An 18,641-nucleotide genomic window follows, 5' to 3' on the forward strand; every position below is an offset into this window, starting at 1 on the left:
CTTAATTATAGTTTAACTGTTTTAAAGTTATTTTATCTAAATTTTATAAAATCAAAAAGTCAATAGAGGTTCCCATTCTTTTTTGCGAAAGCATAGAAATAGATGCTTTGTCTAATTGTAGTATTCTAGGATATCCACCTGTTGTTTGTGCATCTTTCATTAAGATAATTAACTGACCACTAGGTGTTAATTGAACGGTTCCTGGCAGTACCGGACTACTTTTTAATTGAAGAAGTAGATTATCTATTTTTTCATTCAATTGAAATGCCATGCGGTTCCAGTTTTTTGAAATAGTAAAACTTGAATTTAAAAGTAGTTCTTGCTGTTTTCTATTCAATAAGTGGAATTCTAGACCAGGAAAACATTTCAGAACGGAACTTTTAATTAATTTTTGTGGCTCAATTTTAGATTCTTTTAAATCTTCACTAGATTGATATGAAATAGTGTCTCCTTTTGTCAATTGTTGTTTTGTAATTCCTTTAAAGTAAGACCTACTTTCTAGAACTTCTGGAACCTCAAAACCACCTGCAATACCTATATAAATAAAGTTACCATCAACAGCCGCTCCTATTTCTAATTGGTCACCAGTTTGTATTTTGATACTTTCATATTGCTCTATTGCTATGGAATTTAGTTTTACCGTAGTTTTTGCTCCAGTGATACAAATAAAAGTAGGTTCAGAAAAGATATAAGTTCCTCCTACTGCTATGATTTCTATAACAGCTGAACTTTTTTCATTCTCCAGACAATCATTTGCATAACCAGCAGAAACCTCATCCATAACGCCGCTGTGCGGAACTCCTAAATGACGGTAATATATTCTACCTAGATCTTGAATGGAGCAATAAAATGCTGGTTTTATAATAGTCATATTACCCATCTATCTGAAAGCTTTTTAGGGTCACACTTTCATTTGCTATTTGGTTTTTCATCGAGCTGTGTTCTTCTTTTGAAATAGCATAAAACTGCACGCGATCTCCTGCCACAAGCAAACTAGGTTGATCATTTCTTATATCAAACATAGGCAACGGACAATTACCTAAAATGTGCCATCCTGCTGGACTTTGGGATGGATAAATTCCACAATATTCATTAGAAATAGCAACTGTTCCCACAGCTACTTGTAAAGCTGGTGTAAATTTACGATGCAATTGAAGACTTGAATCCAAGCCTTTTAAATAAGGGAATCCCGGTAAAAAGCCTATAAAATCAACTGTGAAAATTGTTTCTTGGTGTTTAGAAATAATCTCTTCTTTAGAAAATTCACTCAAAGAATCAACTAATTCGTTTTCTAGCTCATAATAAATAGGCAACCTCCAGGAAATTCCATTTGCCTCATATGTTTTTATGTCAGTCAGAAATTTCTTTAATTGATCAATAACATTGCTATGATGGATTTTCTTTTTCCACAATAATAATATGGAATATGCGCCATGATTAACGATTATATCAGTAAACACCTTTTTAACTTCCATTTCAAAAGCAGATCGTTGAGGAATAATATCTATCGTATTCTCGTTCCAACTTACTAAAACAGAATTCTCATTGTAATTATGAAAGATGACCTCGCTTTTACCCAATGCTGATATGATTTGATTTCAATTGCGCTACTAATTGCGTTAAGTCTTTAGTCAATTCCAAATTATCTCCATGAATACAAATCGTATCTATGCACAAGTTGGTTTCGATACCTTTATTAGACGTTACCTTTTGCTCTTTTACCATCTGCTCTATTTGTCGTGCAGCGGTTTGATAATTAGTAATCAAAGCTTCAGGTTCAGTTCTGGAAACTAATTTACCATCATCATAAAGACGATCTGCAAAACCTTCTTTCCAATATGGAATTCCATTTAACTGACATTTTTGTTCTAGAATAGACTGAGGCGCCACATAAAGAATGGTTTCCGGATAAAACTCTAGCATCAATTCTACTAACCAGTCAGAAAAATCTTCTCTGTTTGCAGTCGCATGATACAACGCACCGTGCATTTTTATGTGATGCATCTTCACTCCTTCCTCTTTAGCTGTTTCTTGAAAAAGATGTATTTGTTGAGTTACGCTTTCGCGAAAGCGAGATCTAGAAATATCCCTAAACACACGACCAAAATTCTCGTGATCTTCAAATGATGGATGCGCACCAGCTTTCACGTTATGTTTCAGAGCCAATTGTAAAGTACGAGCAATGGAATTTTCATCGCCATAATGACCACCACAAGCGATATTGCACGAACTGATGTGTGACATAAGCATCGCATCATTCTTCATTCCTTCACCGAGATCACAATTTAAATCGATCGTTATCATAGTATTCCGAAGACTTTAAAAAGTGTTTTTGCTCCTAATCCTATGGCAATTAATATCACTATAAATGCAATAATGTTTTGCCATAAGTTATTTGAAAACGACCCTAATAACTTTTGATTCACCAGCCAAAGCAGTAAAATCGCAATAATAGGAAGTAGCAATCCGTTTGCGATTTGTGCAAATGTGATGATGTCTAGCGGTTTTAATCCTATACTTGAAAATACGATTCCAACGATGAGAATAAACATCCACACCGCTCTAAACGACCAGCTTTTCATATTTCCTTTCCAGCCTAGACAACCTTTAACTACGTAGGCGGCTGCAAGAGGTGCTGTAATTGCACTCGTGATTCCTGCAGCTAGAATTCCAATAGAAAATACGTAAGTTGCCCAAGATCCATAAATAGGTTCTAGAGCAGTAGCAAGCGCTGCGCCGTTAGAAACCTGTTGACCTTGCAATGCGGTTGCTGCAATTATAATAGACATAGAAACCAGTCCTCCAAGGACAACACTTATAATTGTATCCTTGCGTACAGCACTCAAATCTGTTCTATTATTCCACTTTTCACTGACTAGCGAGGCGTGTAAAAACAAGTTATAAGGAACTACTGTCGTACCTATCAAACCTACGATGGTGAGAATGTTATTGCTATTAATTTCGGGAGTTAAAAGTCCTTTAAAAATTTCTGTGATATCAGGACCTATAGCTACAGCTGTCGCGATAAATGAAACACCCATAATAACTACTAACGATATGAGCACTTTTTCTAATACTTTATAATTACCATAAAAGAGTAATCCAAAAGCGATCAAACCCAACAACAATGGAAAATACCATTGCTCGCCAAAAATAATTTGCAGCCCCAATACGCCACCGCTTAAATTTCCAGCTTCATAAGCGGTATTACCTACCACGATAGCTGCAAGAACTAATATAATAAGCGTGATTCTTATGATCTTATTAGAGATCGCACCACGTAAGATTTCTGGTAATCCTTTGCCAGTAATCAATCCCAAACGCGCTGCCATTTCTTGCAAAATGATAGTAGCAAAAATAGAAAGCAACATTGCCCATAATAGGCTGTAACCATAGTTTGCTCCTGCCAGCGTGCAAATAGTGACCGTTCCAGGCCCTACAAATGCTGCTGCAATTAAAGTTGCAGGACCTATATTTTTAAATAGCTTATTCAGCATTTGACGCATTTTGCAATGCATAAATAGCAAAACTTCCTAACCAATGTCCGCCGGCATAATCATCTGCCACTAGATTGGGTAAGGTGTTTGTGATATGGGCATCGGCTATTTCAGTGAGGTTGTTGTATTCTGGATATTGAGCTGCAAGTCCATAAAGTACCCAAGCACGACTCAGGTTCAAGCCATCGATGTGAACTAGTTTTCCATCGCTACGATCTGATACTTTTCCTATCTCGACATCTAATTTGCCGCTCTCGATTCCAGGTAAAAAATCGTTTACCCATGCATGAAATTCTTCAGCAGTTAAAACACGTCGCATGATATCTATTTCTTCAAGACAAGGTGATAAAAAATCATAGCCGCTAGGTTCCCAAGAAATCGGACAACTGGCATCATTGCTATAAAATTCTTTTGCTTTAATTTCTATAATTGATTGAAGAGCTTCGTTTTGTGCATGAACTGCATAATCATAAGCAAATGCCATCCCAAAAGCTGTATTTGAATGCTCTCCTACTCTTATGGCATAATTCAATTTAGGTAAGTATTCCACATATCGCTGTGCGATCACATCAGTAAGAGGTTGTAAAATCTCAGCAAATTCTTTCCCTTCTTTTGAATCCCAAGTATCTAATTCTTGCTGTAATTTGAGTAACCACGCCCAACCATAAGTTCGTTCAAAAGTTTTGTTATCCTTAGTGTTTAAATACGCAATTTCTACTTTAATATTATCAGCTGTGAGGTTGCGGTTTATTTTTTCAAGTAACTCCTCACGAGCTTCTAACTCCGGAAATTGTTTTAATAAAGTCACCGCGCTCCAGTAACCATGAACTGCACTATGCCAATCAAAACAGCCGTAAAAAACAGGATGTTGTACGCTTGGGCGCTTTTGATCTTCCGGACTTGCAGTAACATGTCCCATTTTATTAGGATATTCGGTCTCGATGCAATGCAAAGGCAGTTGCGCTAAATTATTTGCTTGTTCTAGGGTGAGTTGAGGTGTTGAGATTTGATCTCCAACTACCTCAATTTGCTTTTCATTATTCTCAGGAAAAGATTCTGAATCTACAGTTTCTTTGCTACTTAAAAGAGTAAGTATAGAAAGTGCATAAATAACGTATTTCATATGTAAAGATTGTTAAGTCTCTAAATATAATAGTTTGTCATGGAACTTTTGTGGATTGTTCCGCTTTCGCGAAAGCGAGATACCATAAGATTTAAACTGCAATATCACCTTCTAAAAAATGTGGCTCTTCAGTCTTAATAGATTTAGACCAGATTGCTAATCCAAAGGTTAAAACTCCTAATCGGCCTATGAACATAATGAGAACAATAATTGCTTTTCCCCAAATAGAAAGATCACCGGTAATTCCCATGCTCAGTCCTACGGTTCCTAATGCCGAACTTACTTCAAATAAGGTTTTTTCTAAACCAAAATTATCTGAAAATGTCAAGGCTAATGTAAATAGAAAAATGAGCGATGTATAAAAAATAAAGGATGAAGTTGCAATGTACAGCCGTTCAAATGGAATCTTTCGGCCTAAAAACGTAATGTTTTTAGAACCTTGAAGCCTACTTTTCATAATAGAAAAAACAGCTGTAAGTGTCGTTATTTTAATTCCTCCTGCAGTTCCTGATGGTGATGCACCTACATACATGAGAAAAATGGTAACTAGAATAATCGGTAAAGAATAAGCTCCAAAATCTACTGTATTGAAACCAACGGTAGTCATTGCTGACATCGTCTGGAAAAAGGCTGCATAAAGTCTTTCTGAGCCTGACAATGCGGTAATGGTCGGTTCAAAAAGGTACATAAATAAAAAGCCTGTGCTTAATAAGAATGCAAAACCTATGAAAATAATTTTGGAAGTAAAGCTTAATTGATGCGTACGATCTTTAATCCACATTACTAAATCAGTAACTACTATAAATCCTAAAGAACCAGCGATAGCTAGAAAAGCAATTATAAAGTTTACAAAACCATCATCTACATACTCCGTAAAACCACTATTGAAAAGGCTAAAACCAGCAGTACAAAAAGCACTGACACTATGAAAAACCGCATTCCAGATCGCCTCTCCTACTGGCATTCCATCGGAATAAAATGCCATAAAAAATAAAATTGCACCTATAGTTTCCATTACTAAAGTGAAAATGACAACAGATTTTAAAAAATCTTTGATCTTTATAGTGGTAGGTAAGGTAAACTCTGTATTAAGAAGTCTTTTATGCCAGTGGGTTATTCGCCTAGTTGTGGAAAGAAGCATAAAAGTGGTAAAAGTTAAGTAGCCTATTCCGCCCAGTTGAAATAGTGACATGACTACAAATTGTCCAGCAAAATTATAAGAATCAAAAACACTAACAGTGACTAATCCTGTCGTAGAAACTGCACTTGTAGCAATAAATAAATTATCGATTAAAGAAGTATCTGTTTTTTGCAACCATGGTAGAGACAGTAAAATGAAACCAACTAAAACATAAGTTAGAAAACCATAAAATAAGTTTTGCTGAGGACTTAACCCTAATTTGAATTTGCGGTATCTTAAATTGAATTTTTTGAAATAGGTTTTCATCTGTTGAAATTAACAATACAAAAATTGCTGAATTCTACATCATTAAAGTTAAAAATAAGCTATAATTATGATGGATCGCTACATCTTCTCCAGCAACACTACTCCATTCTTAACCATAACAGTAACTTTTCCATTCACCACAGGCAATTTCTTGATGGTGTAAGCATTGCGTAGACGTTTTGCTTTAGGAAAGACTTTTGTAACATCTATCTCCATCAATCCATCTGGCAATCCGGCTCCTATGAGAACAATATCTTCATGACCGTTTTTATTATAGAATCGAGCCGCCAGTGTTCCTTCTCCTTCATGAGCAAGGGAAAAATGCTCGCCTGCGCCTACAGACTTGTGCTCGTTTCTAAATTTACCTAATTGCTGCCAGTGCTTTAAAACCTCTCGATTCCCTTTATCAAAATCCATTACTGATCTTAAAGTCGCGTCTCCTACAGTTCCTTCCACCACTAATGATCTTGCATTTTCATCTCCATAGTAAATTTGTGACATACCTGGCGATAACATCAACTTTGTAGCAGATTCCATCGCTCGTTCTCTTCTAGGATCAAATGGTTGTCCATCATCATGAGAGCTGATGTAATTCATAAAATAAGCTGGATCATTTGGTTTTTCTGTCAACAAGTTTTTTCTAATGCTATCGTATTGTTTAAAGAGCTTTTGATAATCTTCATTTGCAAAATACTTGAATCCAAAATCGATCATTGCATCATAACCAGAATCAAAGTAATCGACGTCACCACTTGAAAAACCATAAGACCTACCATTCACAGCAGAATAGCCATAAAGTTCTCCAAGGATAAAGAAATTATCATCATGAATGGTTTTAGTAGGATTGTTCTCTTTCCACTGCTCGTAAGCTAGTCTTGCTTGTTCATTAAAAGTTGCCCAGACGGATTCTTCTACATGCTTAACGGTGTCTATTCTAAAACCATCAACACCAGTTTCACGGGCATAATCGGTCACCCATTTTATTAAGTAATTTACAGGAGTTCTTTTCAATCCTGATTTGGAGAAAAACGCATCTAATTCTTTAATTTCTTGCTCATATCTTCCTTCTTCTTTCCATTTTGCCACGAGATGTTCTGGCAAGTCGACCTCTTCTGTACTTTCTGTTTTAATATCAGGTAAATTGTTAGTTAACGTACAAGTAACAGCAGTTGCTTGATCTTGATAAGAACATCCAGGACCAGTACGTACCCATTCTTCGGGCCATACAGGATCTTGATCAGTTACCGGACCAGTATGATTAATTACCACGTCTAGTAAAATTCTGATATCCTTTTCATGTGCCTTTTCTACTAAGGTTTTAAACTCTTCCATAGTTCCATAAGATGGTTCTACTGCTGTCCAGTCTTTTGCCCAATACCCATGAAAGGCGTAAGTAAATCCGGTTCCTTCATCTACTCCACCGTGAATTTGTTCCCATATAGGTGTCAACCATATCGCGTTTACCCCTAAATCCGTAAAATAACCTTCATCTATTTTTTCAATAATCCCTGCAAAATCGCCACCTTCAAAACCTCTTAACTTTCCAGTTTCTTGAGATCGATCGATGATTTTATCGTTAGAAGCATCTCCGTTATTAAACCTATCGGTAAGCAAGAAGTAAACGTTTGCAGCACTCCAGTCAAAGTATGCTTGCTCTTTTTCAATAACCCTTTCTATAGGTTGCTTTTCGTTTTCCTTACAAGAAACGATAGCTATTGCGATAAATAATAAATAAAGGAAATTTTTCATAAAGAGGTAATTTGAACGTAAAAATAAAATAAGAAGTTCATTTTATACCATCATAGAATCCTAATATCATACAACGTTTTCGTTGTGCCGCTTATGTAGTAATTTTACGTTTCTACAAACGACTGAAATACTAATGGAAAAATACGTAGACGTTTTTATCAATTCCTTTAATGGATATGCATCCTACTTATGGAAAGAAATCATGAATCCCTCGTGGACCAATTATTTTTATTGGTTACTAGCGGTTTCGGTATTAGTATTTGCTTTAGAAATCTGGTTGCCTTGGAGAAAGAATCAGAAAGTAATGCGTAAAGATTTTTGGTTAGATTTATTTTACCTCTTTTTTAATTTCTTTTTGTTCTCTTTAATCGGTTACAATGCAGTTTCTGACGTCTTTGTAGAATTATTTAATGATGGTCTTGCAAGTATAGGCATCACAAATCTAGTAGCTATTGAAGTAAGTAGTTTTCCGTTTTGGGTGCAGTTATTAATCATGTTTGTTATAGCAGATTTTATCCAGTGGAACATTCATAGATTGCTGCACAGAGTTCCTTTTTTATGGGAATTTCACAAAGTACATCATAGTGTGAAAGAAATGGGATTTGCCGCGCAGTTCCGTTTTCATTTTATGGAGACCATTGTTTATAAAGCGCTGCAATATTTACCGCTTGCAATGATAGGTTTTGGGATCAATCAGTTTATTGTAATCCATATGATTGCTGTATTAATTGGACATTTGAATCATGCCAATTTAAACTGGGATTACGGACCTTTTAAATATATCTTAAACAACCCCAAAATGCACCTATGGCATCACGCAAGAAAGTTACCAGAAGGTGCTAAATACGGTGTCAATTATGGCCTTTCTCTCAGCGTTTGGGATTACCTATTTGGTACAGCGCATATTCCCTACCATCAAGCCGAATTAGAATTAGGGTTTCCAGGCGATGAAGATTATCCTGATGATTTTGGCAGTCAGTTGTTAGAGCCATTTAAAAAAGATTGATCATTTTCTCGCTTTCGCGAAAGCGGAATAATTTAATCAATCCACATAAGCGCCAGGACTAAATGTTACCTTTCTTAGACCTATCAAATCAGCCAGTTTTTCTGTTTCTTGATGTGCTTTTTCTTTATCCTTTAATTGCTGTAGTAACAATTTTTGATAATGACTTTTACTAAGCAAAGTAATTCTATAAACCATTTCGCGTGAAGAAGCGCTTACTAAAGTCGTATGACTACTTACACTAGTTTTTTCTGTAATTTCTAAAACCGTAATGTGCGGAAACTTATCAAAGGATTGCCATTTACCAAATTTTATAAAGAAAAAGCTGTTGTACTCTTTTAGTTTGTTATTAGTAACGTCTATTAAAACACCTTTAGTAGAAAACACAATGGCAAATCCTATTAATGCAATAAAAATAACCTGAAGACCATTTGTAACGATTCCTATAATACCTATTACAAAAATAAGTACACCTAAAATTCTAGTCATAGGTGGGAAGAAATGGGCTACTTTAAAATTCATACTTATAGGCCATAATGTTTCTTCAACATGTTCTCATACATTTTCTCAGGCAATATTTTCTTGAGCACAATAGAAAACTTTTGCAAAAAGCTTCCTACTTTATAATGAATGCCAGGGTTTTCTTTTTGTAAAATCTCGTAAATCTTTGTGGCAACTTTAATGGGATCTTGTCCATCGTCTACGTGCTCGTCAATTAGCTTTAAAGTATGCGCATAACCAGCTTCATAATCAGACCCAGAAACTACTGGTGCATGAAATCTTCCTGCAGCGATATTAGTAGCAAAATCTCCTGGCGCTACGTTGCTAAAGTGAATGTTTAAATGCGCACATTCCATACGGTAGGCCTCAGTAGCGATTTCTAATGCTCCTTTGCTAGCACTGTAAATACCTCTATAAGGTAATCCCATATAACCTGCGATACTGGTAATATTAATGACACGACCACTTTTTTGAGCTCTCATTTGAGGTAAAACAGCTTGCAAAACGCGCAACGGACCATAGAAATTAGTTTCCATAGCGTTTTTTACCTCATCAATAGGAGTTTCCTCCATAGGTCCCGTAATTCCTACGCCTGCATTATTGATAAGAATATCTATCTGACCTTCTTTTTGAATTAAAGTATCTACAGCTTTTTGAATAGATGCCTGATCTTGAACATCTAGCGCAAGCAGCGCCACTGGACTATCTGGATAACGAGATGGATTTCTACTGGTACCGTAAACGGTGTAATTTTTATCTTGAAGAAATAAGGCGATTGCTTTTCCTATACCAGAAGAACCACCAGTAACTAGAACTACTTTTTTCATAAACTCTTTTAAATCAGTTGATTAGATTTCACTAAAAGGCATAAAAAAAGGCAAGCTACCTACATCACACCGCTACGACCGCTTACCTTTGCTGCGTTCCCGCCCTGGAGGAGTTCAGCAGGAGCTGGTTGTGTAGGACTTGCCCGGTGCAAATATACAGTCTAGTTTTACTTACACAAAGGTTTTTACCATGCTTTTTTATAGCTATCTTTCGCCTTGATAAAATCATATTATGAAATTGAAGTATTCTTTTTTATTACTGATTGCAGCACTCTCATTATCAGGCTGCAAAACCGACATAGAAACGTTTAAAGAAAATTACAAACTAGAAATTACCAATTCAAAATTGAACTGGACCGAAGAGGATACAGTAGTAATATCTTTGGTAGATGCAGCATCTATAGGTGTCGATAGTGTCATATGGACTCAAAATGCTGCTTTTATAAAAGGTGGTGATGAGGTCTCGCTTTCGCGAAAGCTGAAAAATCAACCTTATGGTAACCTAACTTTTAAGGCTACAGTTTATAAAAATGGTATGAATACCACGGTAGCTACCAAAGTTAAAAGAATGCCTAAAGAGAAAGTGAAAATATATAAGTACAAGGTGATCAATACGTATGACCACGATACTGCTTCCTATACTCAAGGATTAGAATTTTATGGCGATTCTCTATATGAAAGCACAGGTCAATTTCGTGAAAGTGATCTAAGAATAACGAGTGTTGAAACTGGTGAGACTTTAAAGAAAATCGATCTACCTGCAAGCCAGTTTGGAGAAGGAATGACCATTTTAAATGATAAAGTATATCAGCTCACCTGGCAAAGTAAAGTAGGTTATGTCTATGATTTAGGTCTTAATAAACTAGACGAATTCAAGTACAATCTAAGTAAAGAAGGTTGGGGACTTACTAATGACGGAACGTATTTATATAAAAGCGATGGAAGTTCTAAAATCTGGAAAATTGATCCTAATACATACGAAGAGCTAAGTTACATTGAAGTAGTGACTAACGATCGTATTGTATCAAAAATCAATGAATTAGAATGGATAGATGGTAAGATTTATGCAAATGTTTATACCACTAACGTAATTATGGTAATCAATCCAGAAAACGGAAAAGTGGAAAAAGCTATAAACATGAGTCATATCGTTAAAGAAATACCGAATTATTCTGAAAATGAAAATGTATTAAATGGTATTGCTTACGACAAAAAGAACGACCGTCTATTTATTACTGGTAAGAGATGGCCTAAGATGTTTGAAATAGAAATTACTCAGTAGTGATTGATACTAAATTACCAGTTTTTGAAAAAAAACGAACTGTTAAGGCTTCAGAAATAGATGATCTCAACCATGTCAACAATGTGGTTTATGTACAATGGGCGGCTGATGTGGCAAGTGAACACTGGCAAACCGTAGGAACATCAGAAATGCTAGACACCTATGGCTGGATCATGCTTAAGCACTGTATTGAGTATAAAAAAGCAGCGGTTCTAGGAGATGAAATTCTTTTACGTACTCAAGTAGGTAGAGCAACAAACGTACGTTATCAACGTTTTATAGAAATATATAATGCGAGCAGCATGGATTTACTTGCAAAAACAACTTCAGACTGGTGCGCGATAGACAAAACTGGAAAACCTGTTAAAATATCTCAAGAGATAAGAGACTTATTTGAAACTTTATGAAATATATAGTTACTGCTTTACTTTGCTTCATCACTTTTGTACTTATTTCTTCTTGTAGAAATGATTTTGAATTTTCTGCAAGTACAGGAGATTTGACGTTTTCTCAGGATACAATTTATTTAGACACCGTTTTTTCATCTATAGGTTCCAGTACTAGAACTTTTAAAGTCTATAATAACAGTAGCGACGATATTGTTATACCTAGAGTAGCACTTGCTCAAGGCACTAATTCTAAATACCGTATCTCAGTCGATGGTGTACCAGGACAAGTTTTTGAAGATGTAGAATTACTTGCAAAAGACTCCATGTTTGTATTTGTAGAAACTACGGTTGATATTATGGATTTCACTTCAGACACTGAGTTTTTATATGAAGACACGATTGAATTTGACTCTGGTGGAAACCTGCAAAAAGTAGAATTAGTAACTTTAATACAAGATGCTGTGTTCCTTTTCCCAGAAAGAGACGCTATGGGAATTCAAGAAACGATACTTCTCGATACTGATGCTGACGGAAATGAGTTAAGAATATCTGGGTTTTTCTTAGATGACAGTGAACTAAATTTTACTAATGAAAAACCTTATGTTATTTATGGTTTTGCTGGAGTGGCATCTAACAAAACACTAACAATTGATCCTGGAGCTAGACTGCATTTTCATAATCAAAGCGGTATTATAGTTGCAAATGAGGCTACCTTAAAAGTAAATGGAGCACTTTCCATGACAGAAGAACTAGAAAATGAAGTGATTTTTGAAGGTGATCGTTTAGAACCTGCGTATGATGATGTTGCTGGACAATGGGCTGCCATATGGTTAACTAGTGGAAGTAAAGATCACGAGATTAATTATGCTACCATAAAAAATGCCAGCGTGGGAATTATTATGGACAATAACAATCCAGCTTCTAATGGTGCCACTTTAAAAATTAATAATTCGCAAATTTTGAACTGTTCTAATTCTGCCTTGATAGGAACAACTGCTTCCATAGAAGCAAGCAACTCTATTTTTCATAATTCAGGTCAGTCTACTATTATCGCTCGTTTTGGTGGTTCCTATAACTTTAATAATTGTACTATTTCCAATTATTGGAATGGCAGTTTCAGACAAGATGCTACTTTATTTCTTTCTAACACCATACCCAATACAGACTTTACAGCAGATTTACTCGCTGCTAATTTTACAAATTGTATTATTTATGGTGATCGCAATATCGAGCTAGCACTTTTAGATGATGGGATTTCTGCTTTTAATTTTAAGTTTGAGAACTCCTTAATCCGTTTTAATGATATCTCAAATAATTTTGACAGTTTACCTAATTACGACTTTAATAATGTCAACTTTTATCAAGAATGTATTCTAAATATGGATCCACTATTTGAAGATGTAGATGCTTTTAAACTAAGAATTGATGATACAGGTGGTGCCAATGGTATCGCAAACCCAACAACAGATACTACTTTAGATATTTCTGGAGTTACAAGAGACCTTACTGATCCAGATGCTGGTGCTTTTGAAAGTACCGATCTTTCTGGAGAATAAAATTACCATACATAATAATCATAAAAAAAGAGCTTATCTGTAACAGATAAGCTCTTTACTCTTATAGGATAAACACCTCTTATTTAATCAGCTCATAACTTCTAGAAACAAATTCTGTTAGCTTTTCACCTTTCAGTAAACCTTGAGATAATTTGGCAAGATCAACAGCTTGCTGTATCAATCCAGATTTTTTCTCTTCATCTTTTTCATTAAAGATAGATTGTACTAGGTCACTGTTACCATTAACAACAAGATTGTACATATCTGGCATATTACCGAAGCCCATCATACCACCGCCACCGGTTGCTTGCATCTCTTTCATACGACGCATAAATTCTGGTTGTGTAATCATAAATGGAGCTGCGTCACTGCTCATCGCTTCTACTTGTACGGTGTAGCTTGTGTCTGCAATTGTTTCAGTGATTGTCTTTTGAAGTGCTTCTTTTTCTTCGTCAGAAAGTTTTGAAATCTGCTCTTCTTCTTTCTTTATCAAATTATCTACATGATCTGCATCTACTCTTACAAAAGAGATATTCTCTTTAGAAGATTCTAATTTTTGCATTAAATGCGATACAATCGGTGAATCTAGCAACAACACCTCATAACCTTTTTTCTTTGCTGCAGCAGTATAAGAGTGTTGTTCTTCTTTGTTAGATGCATAAAGAATCACCGTTTTATCATCCTTATCGGTTTGAGCTGGTTTAATTTTTTCTACTAACTCATCCCATAAATAATAATCGCCATCTACAGTTGGGTACAAGGCAAACTTATCTGCTTTATCAAAGAATTTATCTTCACTCAACATTCCATATTCAATCACGATTTTAATATCGTTCCATTTCTCTTCAAAAGCTTTTCTATCTTCATTAAAAAGACTTTTCAGCTTATCTGCCACTTTACGCGTGATGTAGCTAGAGATCTTCTTTACAGCACCATCTGCTTGTAGGTATGAACGAGAAACATTTAATGGAATATCAGGTGAATCAATTACACCACGCAACATAGTCAAGAATTCTGGAACGATTCCCTCTACATTATCCGTAACAAAAACTTGATTTTGATACAATTGTATGCGATCCTTTTGCACATTTAGATCTTGTGTCATCTTAGGGAAATATAATATTCCCGTTAAGTTGAAAGGATAATCTACATTTAAGTGAATATTAAATAACGGCTCCTCAAATTGCATAGGATACAACTCACGGTAGAAATTTTTATAATCTTGATCTTCTAAATCTGCTGGTTGCTTTGTCCATGCTGGATCAGGATTATTAATAATATTATCTACTTCTTGAGTAGGTGCTGGATCTTCTTCTTTTGCTCCTTCAGGCTTTTCTAAAGTTTCTGTTTTAGTACCAAACTTAATCGGCACTGGCATGAACTTGTTGTATTTATTCAGTAACTCATTAATACGACTTTCTTCTAGAAACTCAGTTTCGTCATCTGAGATATGTAAAATAATTTCCGTACCAAAGTTTTCTTTCTCTGCTGGCTCGATAGTATAATTAGGCGATCCATCACAAGTCCAGTGCACCGCTGGTTCATCTTTAAATGACTTAGTGATAATCTCTACTTGATCTGCGACCATAAAAGCAGAATAGAAACCTAAACCAAAATGCCCTATAATACCACTATCCTTTGCGGTGTCTTTATATTTCTCTAGGAATTCTTCAGCTCCAGAAAAAGCTACCTCGTTGATGTACTTTTGCACCTCATCTTCGGTCATTCCTAGACCTTGATCAATAATATGAAGTTTTTTACCTTCTTTATCGATTTTAATTTCAATTTTTTGATCTCCTAATTCCACACTTGCCTCTCCTATTCTAGCAAGGTGTTGTAATTTAAGAGTCGCATCAGTTGCGTTAGAAACGAGTTCTCTCAAGAAAATCTCGTGATCGCTGTATAAAAACTTCTTAATAAGCGGGAAAATATTTTCTACCGCTACGTTAATGGTTCCTTTTTGTGACATAATATTATTTTGTTCTATTTATAAGGTTAAATATTCCGCTTTCGCGAAAGCGGACTTCTCAATAACATTTCCACCATTTCAAGCCTTATACCAATTAAAGAATAGTGACAAGCTGGCAGCAATTTATTTGTTTAAAACTACCGATGATAGATTCAAATCTACCGATATTCAAATGCAGCTTTAGTAAACTTTTTATACTATTCATATTTGCACTGTTCATTGAAAGTTAAGAAATACAATTTTAGGGGAAGGAGCCGCGGCGAGAAATTGCCCGGCTTTTCTTTCCTTTAATTTAGACATGAATTGGTGAATATTTTTTAAAATTCAAAAGCTTATCGTTTCAAAGCTACCAATCATGGAATGACACTTTTATGAATTGGCAAAAACTAGAACTTTTGTCAGTAATTATGGATAACGTGGTAACAGCGCTCCATGATATTTCTCCTTCACTCATATTGATCTACGAGATCAATTTCAGGTCGAGCCCGAAAAGCCTGTTTCAACGAGTAGGGACCAATTAAAAAATATTTATTATGGCAAATAGTCCATCAAATTACAACCCAGGTCAAGAATTATCTGACCTAAACTTTTCATCTCTTATTGGAGGTCCGTTAGGAGCAATAGTAGATGCTCAGAGTAAAGCCGCATTATCTACTGTAGATTTTGTGAAAAGTGTAGGATTCACTCCAGATAGTGAAGATGAAACAACTGGAGAAATTACACCAGGAGAGCCTATTTATGTGAGTTTTAAATATCCTAAAATGGTACAACCTTATCAACCAGGAGTTGTCGATAAACTTGACGATATTACCATAAAAACTGGTGGAAGTGATTACGAAGTAGGCGATGTATTGAGCGTCTCAGGTTTATCTGTTACAGTTGCCACAATAGACTCTGGAGGTGCAATATTGACAATTTCATATAGTGCCGATGGAACGAATAATATCACAGCAGCTACTGATGTCCCTGGAATAGGAGGTGCAGGAACTGGTGGTGAATTTGATATTACTACCGAAGATATTTCTTCTGTTCCAGCTGTTTTTGAAGAGATGAAGTTAGAAGTTCCTATTCTAACGATGATGCCTATTCCTTTTATCCGCGTTGAGGAAGGTAATATAGACTTCAATGCAAAAATTACCAGTATGGAATATAGTCGCGTGGGAACTCAGTTTAAATTTGGAACCAGTGCCTCAATGACTAATAAGAATACGAATAAGAATTATTCCTTTGCTGGTTCTTTTAACTTCAATGAAAACGTTAATACTGTAAATCTTAAGACCAATATATCTTACCAACGCAATACTCGTCAAGGAAGTAAAGTGGATAAGACCTTTCACATGGGTGTAAAAATTAAAGTGGTACAAGACGAGATGCCTGAAGGAATGGAAAAATTACTAAACATTCTAGAAGGAGCAATTGTAGCGCAACCTTCTGGAAACTAAAACCAACCAACTATGGTAAAGCTTAAAGATTATTTAGGAACATTAATCTCTGGCGTGAACCAAGCGCGTGTAATGGCAGACGTTGAGTCTGCCAAGATCGCGCAGGCTTATGCAAGTGATAACATTTTAAAACACTTCCCTATCCCTAGATTTAGGGCGCAAGATGTGGAACTAGATATACCTGTAGCTATAGATAGTTTTGATGAGCAGGCTGTAGAGGATTATCAACCTATTGATAATAAATCATTTAACAGCAGCACTTACCAAAGTATGAAAGATGCTGCAAAAGTATCTTCCTTTTCACGAGAGACCTCAAGATTTTTGAACTCAGAGATTGCAAAAAAATCAAAAGAATTAGAAAAGGAAATGAAAGCAAACGAATCAAAGGAAATCGCCTTTTTAAAATACGAAGAAAAGATGACAGCTGCTTTTACTGATGCTATTGAGATGGATAAAGTTTCTGTAAACGAGCGTGAAGATATGATTAATAAATACCGTCAAATTCTCAAAAATAAAGTCTATGAAGATGTGAAAACAAGACAAGTAACTAACACATTAGAAAATGCTCAAGTAATTGTCGAGGCGTCCAAATTAAGAGACATACCTAATGAAAATATTGTACGAATCAAGTTAAAACTATTTGAAGACGGCATGGAATGGCATACCTCTGAAGATGAAAATGGAGATAGAACCTCTGTATTAACACCAGAATAATAATAATGAGAAAATCAGTTATAGAACCAGCGTCCCAAATTAAGGAGGAACTATTTAAAGTATCTCTATTTGTTGATAAATTCCAAACACAACATATTGAGATAATTGATTTATGGATGACATTCATAAAAAATCTAGAGGACATGCTCAAAAAGTACGGTTATAGAGAAACAGCTGAGATTTCAGGATATCGTGCTGCAATCTTGAATAATATGAACTCAATTGATAAAAAAAAACGAACAAGCTCAAAAGTAAAACGTCAGGCTGCTCTTGCAACAGTACAACCTATACAACAATTGTTGAGCGACAAACTCAATGAATTGGAGCAAAAAATTGAAACAGTAAGAGCAATGATCAAACAAATCATGATACCTGCTAAGGACGCTGGAATGATTAATTACGATAAGAATAATGACTTTACAGCTTACCTAGAATCATTACTTGCTCAGTTCAAATCTCATGAACAGCTAGCACCTGGAATCAACAGCGCTATTGCAAGCATTGGTAAATATGATGTGCTTAAAATTATTGCTGAAGAAATAGAATTTTAACTTTAAATAGAATCCTTAAATTACACACTCTAATCTTTAAATCAACCCAAATGAAAAAAATTATTTTTAAAACAATTGCAGTAATAGCAGTTATGCTAGCTGTTACATCTTGTGTAGAAAACAATTGTGAAACACTTACACCAGAACAAATTGCTGAAAACTGGGAAAATACTTCCGGACGTATCAATCACAAAGAGGCTAACGAGTTAGAAGAAAACTACGTAAGATTTTTATACCAAGGTTCTCGAGACTCACTTCTTACTGAGTCTGGTGAAGTTTATCAAGACACTAGAGAAGTATGGTTTGACATAGAAGAACTCAAAAACTACATTAACTACGTGGAACAATATGGAAAGGACAAAAAGTATGATAATTTAGGAATACGTGTTTACTTAGGTTCTAAAGCACCTCAAAAAAATGGAAAAGCACAAACGACTGTCTTCTTTTATGGAACAGGTCGTTTTGCTGGAGTTAAAAAATTACAAGGTGACGATGGAGGTGCCATTGTAGAACCTAACCTACCTGGAGCTGATGGGCTAAATAAAGGAAACTCTGGAATGCCACCTAATGGATTACAATACCCATAAAATA

18 protein-coding genes and 1 other RNA gene are annotated in these 18,641 nt (G+C 35.4%); 8 read left to right on the forward strand and 11 right to left on the reverse strand.

Going from position 1 to position 18,641, the window contains the following annotated elements:
* Nucleotides 1-43: 43 nt before the first annotated feature.
* The 7 genes from A9Q93_RS04120 to A9Q93_RS04150 all read right to left on the reverse strand — a co-directional run bounded on the left by A9Q93_RS04120 (nucleotide 44) and on the right by A9Q93_RS04150 (nucleotide 7,816).
* Nucleotides 44-871, reverse strand: coding sequence for a biotin-dependent carboxyltransferase family protein (locus tag A9Q93_RS04120; RefSeq protein ID WP_303686107.1), 828 nt, complete (start codon nucleotides 869-871; stop codon nucleotides 44-46).
* Between the two features lies 1 nt (nucleotide 872).
* The gene (locus A9Q93_RS04125; protein WP_303686108.1) at nucleotides 873-1,580 is read right to left on the reverse strand and encodes an allophanate hydrolase subunit 1; all 708 of its coding nucleotides are present in this window, start codon (nucleotides 1,578-1,580) and stop codon (nucleotides 873-875) included.
* Nucleotides 1,573-2,304, reverse strand: a complete 732-nt coding sequence (locus tag A9Q93_RS04130) for a LamB/YcsF family protein (protein WP_303686109.1) — start codon at nucleotides 2,302-2,304, stop codon at nucleotides 1,573-1,575. Before A9Q93_RS04130 ends, A9Q93_RS04125 begins: the two co-directional genes overlap by 8 nt.
* Nucleotides 2,301-3,497: an Nramp family divalent metal transporter gene (locus tag A9Q93_RS04135; RefSeq protein WP_303686110.1), complete on the reverse strand. Its 1,197-nt coding sequence runs from the start codon at nucleotides 3,495-3,497 to the stop codon at nucleotides 2,301-2,303. The genes A9Q93_RS04130 and A9Q93_RS04135 overlap by 4 nt, the downstream gene beginning before the upstream one ends.
* The gene (locus A9Q93_RS04140; protein WP_303686111.1) at nucleotides 3,487-4,620 is read right to left on the reverse strand and encodes a DUF2891 domain-containing protein; all 1,134 of its coding nucleotides are present in this window, start codon (nucleotides 4,618-4,620) and stop codon (nucleotides 3,487-3,489) included. Before A9Q93_RS04140 ends, A9Q93_RS04135 begins: the two co-directional genes overlap by 11 nt.
* A 91-nt stretch (nucleotides 4,621-4,711) precedes the next feature.
* Nucleotides 4,712-6,067, reverse strand: coding sequence for a TrkH family potassium uptake protein (locus tag A9Q93_RS04145; protein WP_303686112.1), 1,356 nt, complete (start codon nucleotides 6,065-6,067; stop codon nucleotides 4,712-4,714).
* 78 nt (nucleotides 6,068-6,145) lie between these two features.
* A complete protein-coding gene (locus A9Q93_RS04150) occupies nucleotides 6,146-7,816 on the reverse strand; it encodes an alpha-amylase family glycosyl hydrolase (RefSeq protein WP_303686113.1) in 1,671 nt (556 codons plus the stop codon).
* A gap of 133 nt (nucleotides 7,817-7,949) precedes the next feature.
* On the opposite strand from A9Q93_RS04150, the gene A9Q93_RS04155 reads away from it, so the two are divergent.
* A complete protein-coding gene (locus tag A9Q93_RS04155; RefSeq protein ID WP_303686114.1) occupies nucleotides 7,950-8,822 on the forward strand; it encodes a sterol desaturase family protein in 873 nt (290 codons plus the stop codon).
* 36 nt (nucleotides 8,823-8,858) lie between these two features.
* Here A9Q93_RS04155 and A9Q93_RS04160 read toward each other — a convergent pair whose 3' ends face one another.
* From A9Q93_RS04160 to ffs, 3 genes are all read right to left on the reverse strand, one after another.
* Complete coding sequence (locus A9Q93_RS04160; RefSeq protein WP_303686115.1) at nucleotides 8,859-9,341, reverse strand: hypothetical protein; 483 nt, start codon at nucleotides 9,339-9,341, stop codon at nucleotides 8,859-8,861.
* A gap of 2 nt (nucleotides 9,342-9,343) precedes the next feature.
* Entirely contained in the window at nucleotides 9,344-10,147 is an 804-nt protein-coding gene (locus tag A9Q93_RS04165; RefSeq protein ID WP_303686116.1) for an SDR family oxidoreductase, read from the reverse strand.
* 45 nt (nucleotides 10,148-10,192) lie between these two features.
* An RNA gene (ffs, locus tag A9Q93_RS04170) (signal recognition particle sRNA small type) lies at nucleotides 10,193-10,292 on the reverse strand.
* 87 nt (nucleotides 10,293-10,379) lie between these two features.
* Here ffs and A9Q93_RS04175 point away from each other — a divergent pair.
* Genes A9Q93_RS04175 through A9Q93_RS04185 form a run of 3 tightly spaced genes read left to right on the forward strand, consistent with a single transcriptional unit; the run spans nucleotide 10,380 to nucleotide 13,374 of the window.
* Entirely contained in the window at nucleotides 10,380-11,429 is a 1,050-nt protein-coding gene (locus A9Q93_RS04175) for a glutaminyl-peptide cyclotransferase (RefSeq protein ID WP_303686117.1), read from the forward strand.
* Nucleotides 11,429-11,836 (forward strand): thioesterase family protein, encoded by a 408-nt coding sequence (locus A9Q93_RS04180; RefSeq protein ID WP_303686118.1) that lies wholly within the window; start codon nucleotides 11,429-11,431, stop codon nucleotides 11,834-11,836. The genes A9Q93_RS04175 and A9Q93_RS04180 overlap by 1 nt, the downstream gene beginning before the upstream one ends.
* A complete protein-coding gene (locus tag A9Q93_RS04185; protein ID WP_303686119.1) occupies nucleotides 11,833-13,374 on the forward strand; it encodes a hypothetical protein in 1,542 nt (513 codons plus the stop codon). The genes A9Q93_RS04180 and A9Q93_RS04185 overlap by 4 nt, the downstream gene beginning before the upstream one ends.
* Nucleotides 13,375-13,453: 79 nt before the next feature.
* On the opposite strand, the gene htpG is transcribed toward A9Q93_RS04185, so the two are convergent.
* Nucleotides 13,454-15,343 carry a molecular chaperone HtpG gene (gene htpG, locus A9Q93_RS04190; RefSeq protein WP_303686120.1) on the reverse strand — a complete coding sequence of 630 codons (1,890 nt, stop codon included), beginning with the start codon at nucleotides 15,341-15,343 and terminating at the stop codon, nucleotides 13,454-13,456.
* Nucleotides 15,344-15,876: 533 nt separating this feature from the next.
* Here htpG and A9Q93_RS04195 point away from each other — a divergent pair.
* The 4 genes from A9Q93_RS04195 to A9Q93_RS04210 are packed head-to-tail and all read left to right on the forward strand — an operon-like array spanning nucleotide 15,877 to nucleotide 18,637.
* Nucleotides 15,877-16,785 carry a DUF2589 domain-containing protein gene (locus A9Q93_RS04195; RefSeq protein WP_303686121.1) on the forward strand — a complete coding sequence of 303 codons (909 nt, stop codon included), beginning with the start codon at nucleotides 15,877-15,879 and terminating at the stop codon, nucleotides 16,783-16,785.
* Nucleotides 16,786-16,797: 12 nt separating this feature from the next.
* A complete protein-coding gene (locus tag A9Q93_RS04200) occupies nucleotides 16,798-17,499 on the forward strand; it encodes a hypothetical protein (RefSeq protein WP_303686122.1) in 702 nt (233 codons plus the stop codon).
* Between the two features lie 5 nt (nucleotides 17,500-17,504).
* Nucleotides 17,505-18,050: a hypothetical protein gene (locus A9Q93_RS04205; protein ID WP_303686123.1), complete on the forward strand. Its 546-nt coding sequence runs from the start codon at nucleotides 17,505-17,507 to the stop codon at nucleotides 18,048-18,050.
* Nucleotides 18,051-18,100: 50 nt separating this feature from the next.
* Nucleotides 18,101-18,637 (forward strand): hypothetical protein, encoded by a 537-nt coding sequence (locus tag A9Q93_RS04210; protein WP_303686124.1) that lies wholly within the window; start codon nucleotides 18,101-18,103, stop codon nucleotides 18,635-18,637.
* Nucleotides 18,638-18,641 lie beyond the last annotated feature (4 nt).

The organism is Nonlabens dokdonensis (assembly GCF_002162835.1).
Lineage (GTDB): Bacteria > Bacteroidota > Bacteroidia > Flavobacteriales > Flavobacteriaceae > Nonlabens > Nonlabens dokdonensis_B.

Coding starts and splice junctions, on each gene's coding strand:
- A9Q93_RS04120 (WP_303686107.1), bottom strand. CDS start 871: ATGACTATTATAAAACCAGCATTTTATTGCTCCATTCAAGATCTAGGT.
- A9Q93_RS04130 (WP_303686109.1), bottom strand. CDS start 2,304: ATGATAACGATCGATTTAAATTGTGATCTCGGTGAAGGAATGAAGAAT.
- A9Q93_RS04135 (WP_303686110.1), bottom strand. CDS start 3,497: ATGCTGAATAAGCTATTTAAAAATATAGGTCCTGCAACTTTAATTGCA.
- A9Q93_RS04140 (WP_303686111.1), bottom strand. CDS start 4,620: ATGAAATACGTTATTTATGCACTTTCTATACTTACTCTTTTAAGTAGC.
- A9Q93_RS04145 (WP_303686112.1), bottom strand. CDS start 6,067: ATGAAAACCTATTTCAAAAAATTCAATTTAAGATACCGCAAATTCAAA.
- A9Q93_RS04150 (WP_303686113.1), bottom strand. CDS start 7,816: ATGAAAAATTTCCTTTATTTATTATTTATCGCAATAGCTATCGTTTCT.
- A9Q93_RS04155 (WP_303686114.1), top strand. CDS start 7,950: ATGGAAAAATACGTAGACGTTTTTATCAATTCCTTTAATGGATATGCA.
- A9Q93_RS04160 (WP_303686115.1), bottom strand. CDS start 9,341: ATGAATTTTAAAGTAGCCCATTTCTTCCCACCTATGACTAGAATTTTA.
- A9Q93_RS04165 (WP_303686116.1), bottom strand. CDS start 10,147: ATGAAAAAAGTAGTTCTAGTTACTGGTGGTTCTTCTGGTATAGGAAAA.
- A9Q93_RS04175 (WP_303686117.1), top strand. CDS start 10,380: ATGAAATTGAAGTATTCTTTTTTATTACTGATTGCAGCACTCTCATTA.
- A9Q93_RS04185 (WP_303686119.1), top strand. CDS start 11,833: ATGAAATATATAGTTACTGCTTTACTTTGCTTCATCACTTTTGTACTT.
- htpG (WP_303686120.1), bottom strand. CDS start 15,343: ATGTCACAAAAAGGAACCATTAACGTAGCGGTAGAAAATATTTTCCCG.
- A9Q93_RS04195 (WP_303686121.1), top strand. CDS start 15,877: ATGGCAAATAGTCCATCAAATTACAACCCAGGTCAAGAATTATCTGAC.
- A9Q93_RS04200 (WP_303686122.1), top strand. CDS start 16,798: ATGGTAAAGCTTAAAGATTATTTAGGAACATTAATCTCTGGCGTGAAC.
- A9Q93_RS04205 (WP_303686123.1), top strand. CDS start 17,505: ATGAGAAAATCAGTTATAGAACCAGCGTCCCAAATTAAGGAGGAACTA.
- A9Q93_RS04210 (WP_303686124.1), top strand. CDS start 18,101: ATGAAAAAAATTATTTTTAAAACAATTGCAGTAATAGCAGTTATGCTA.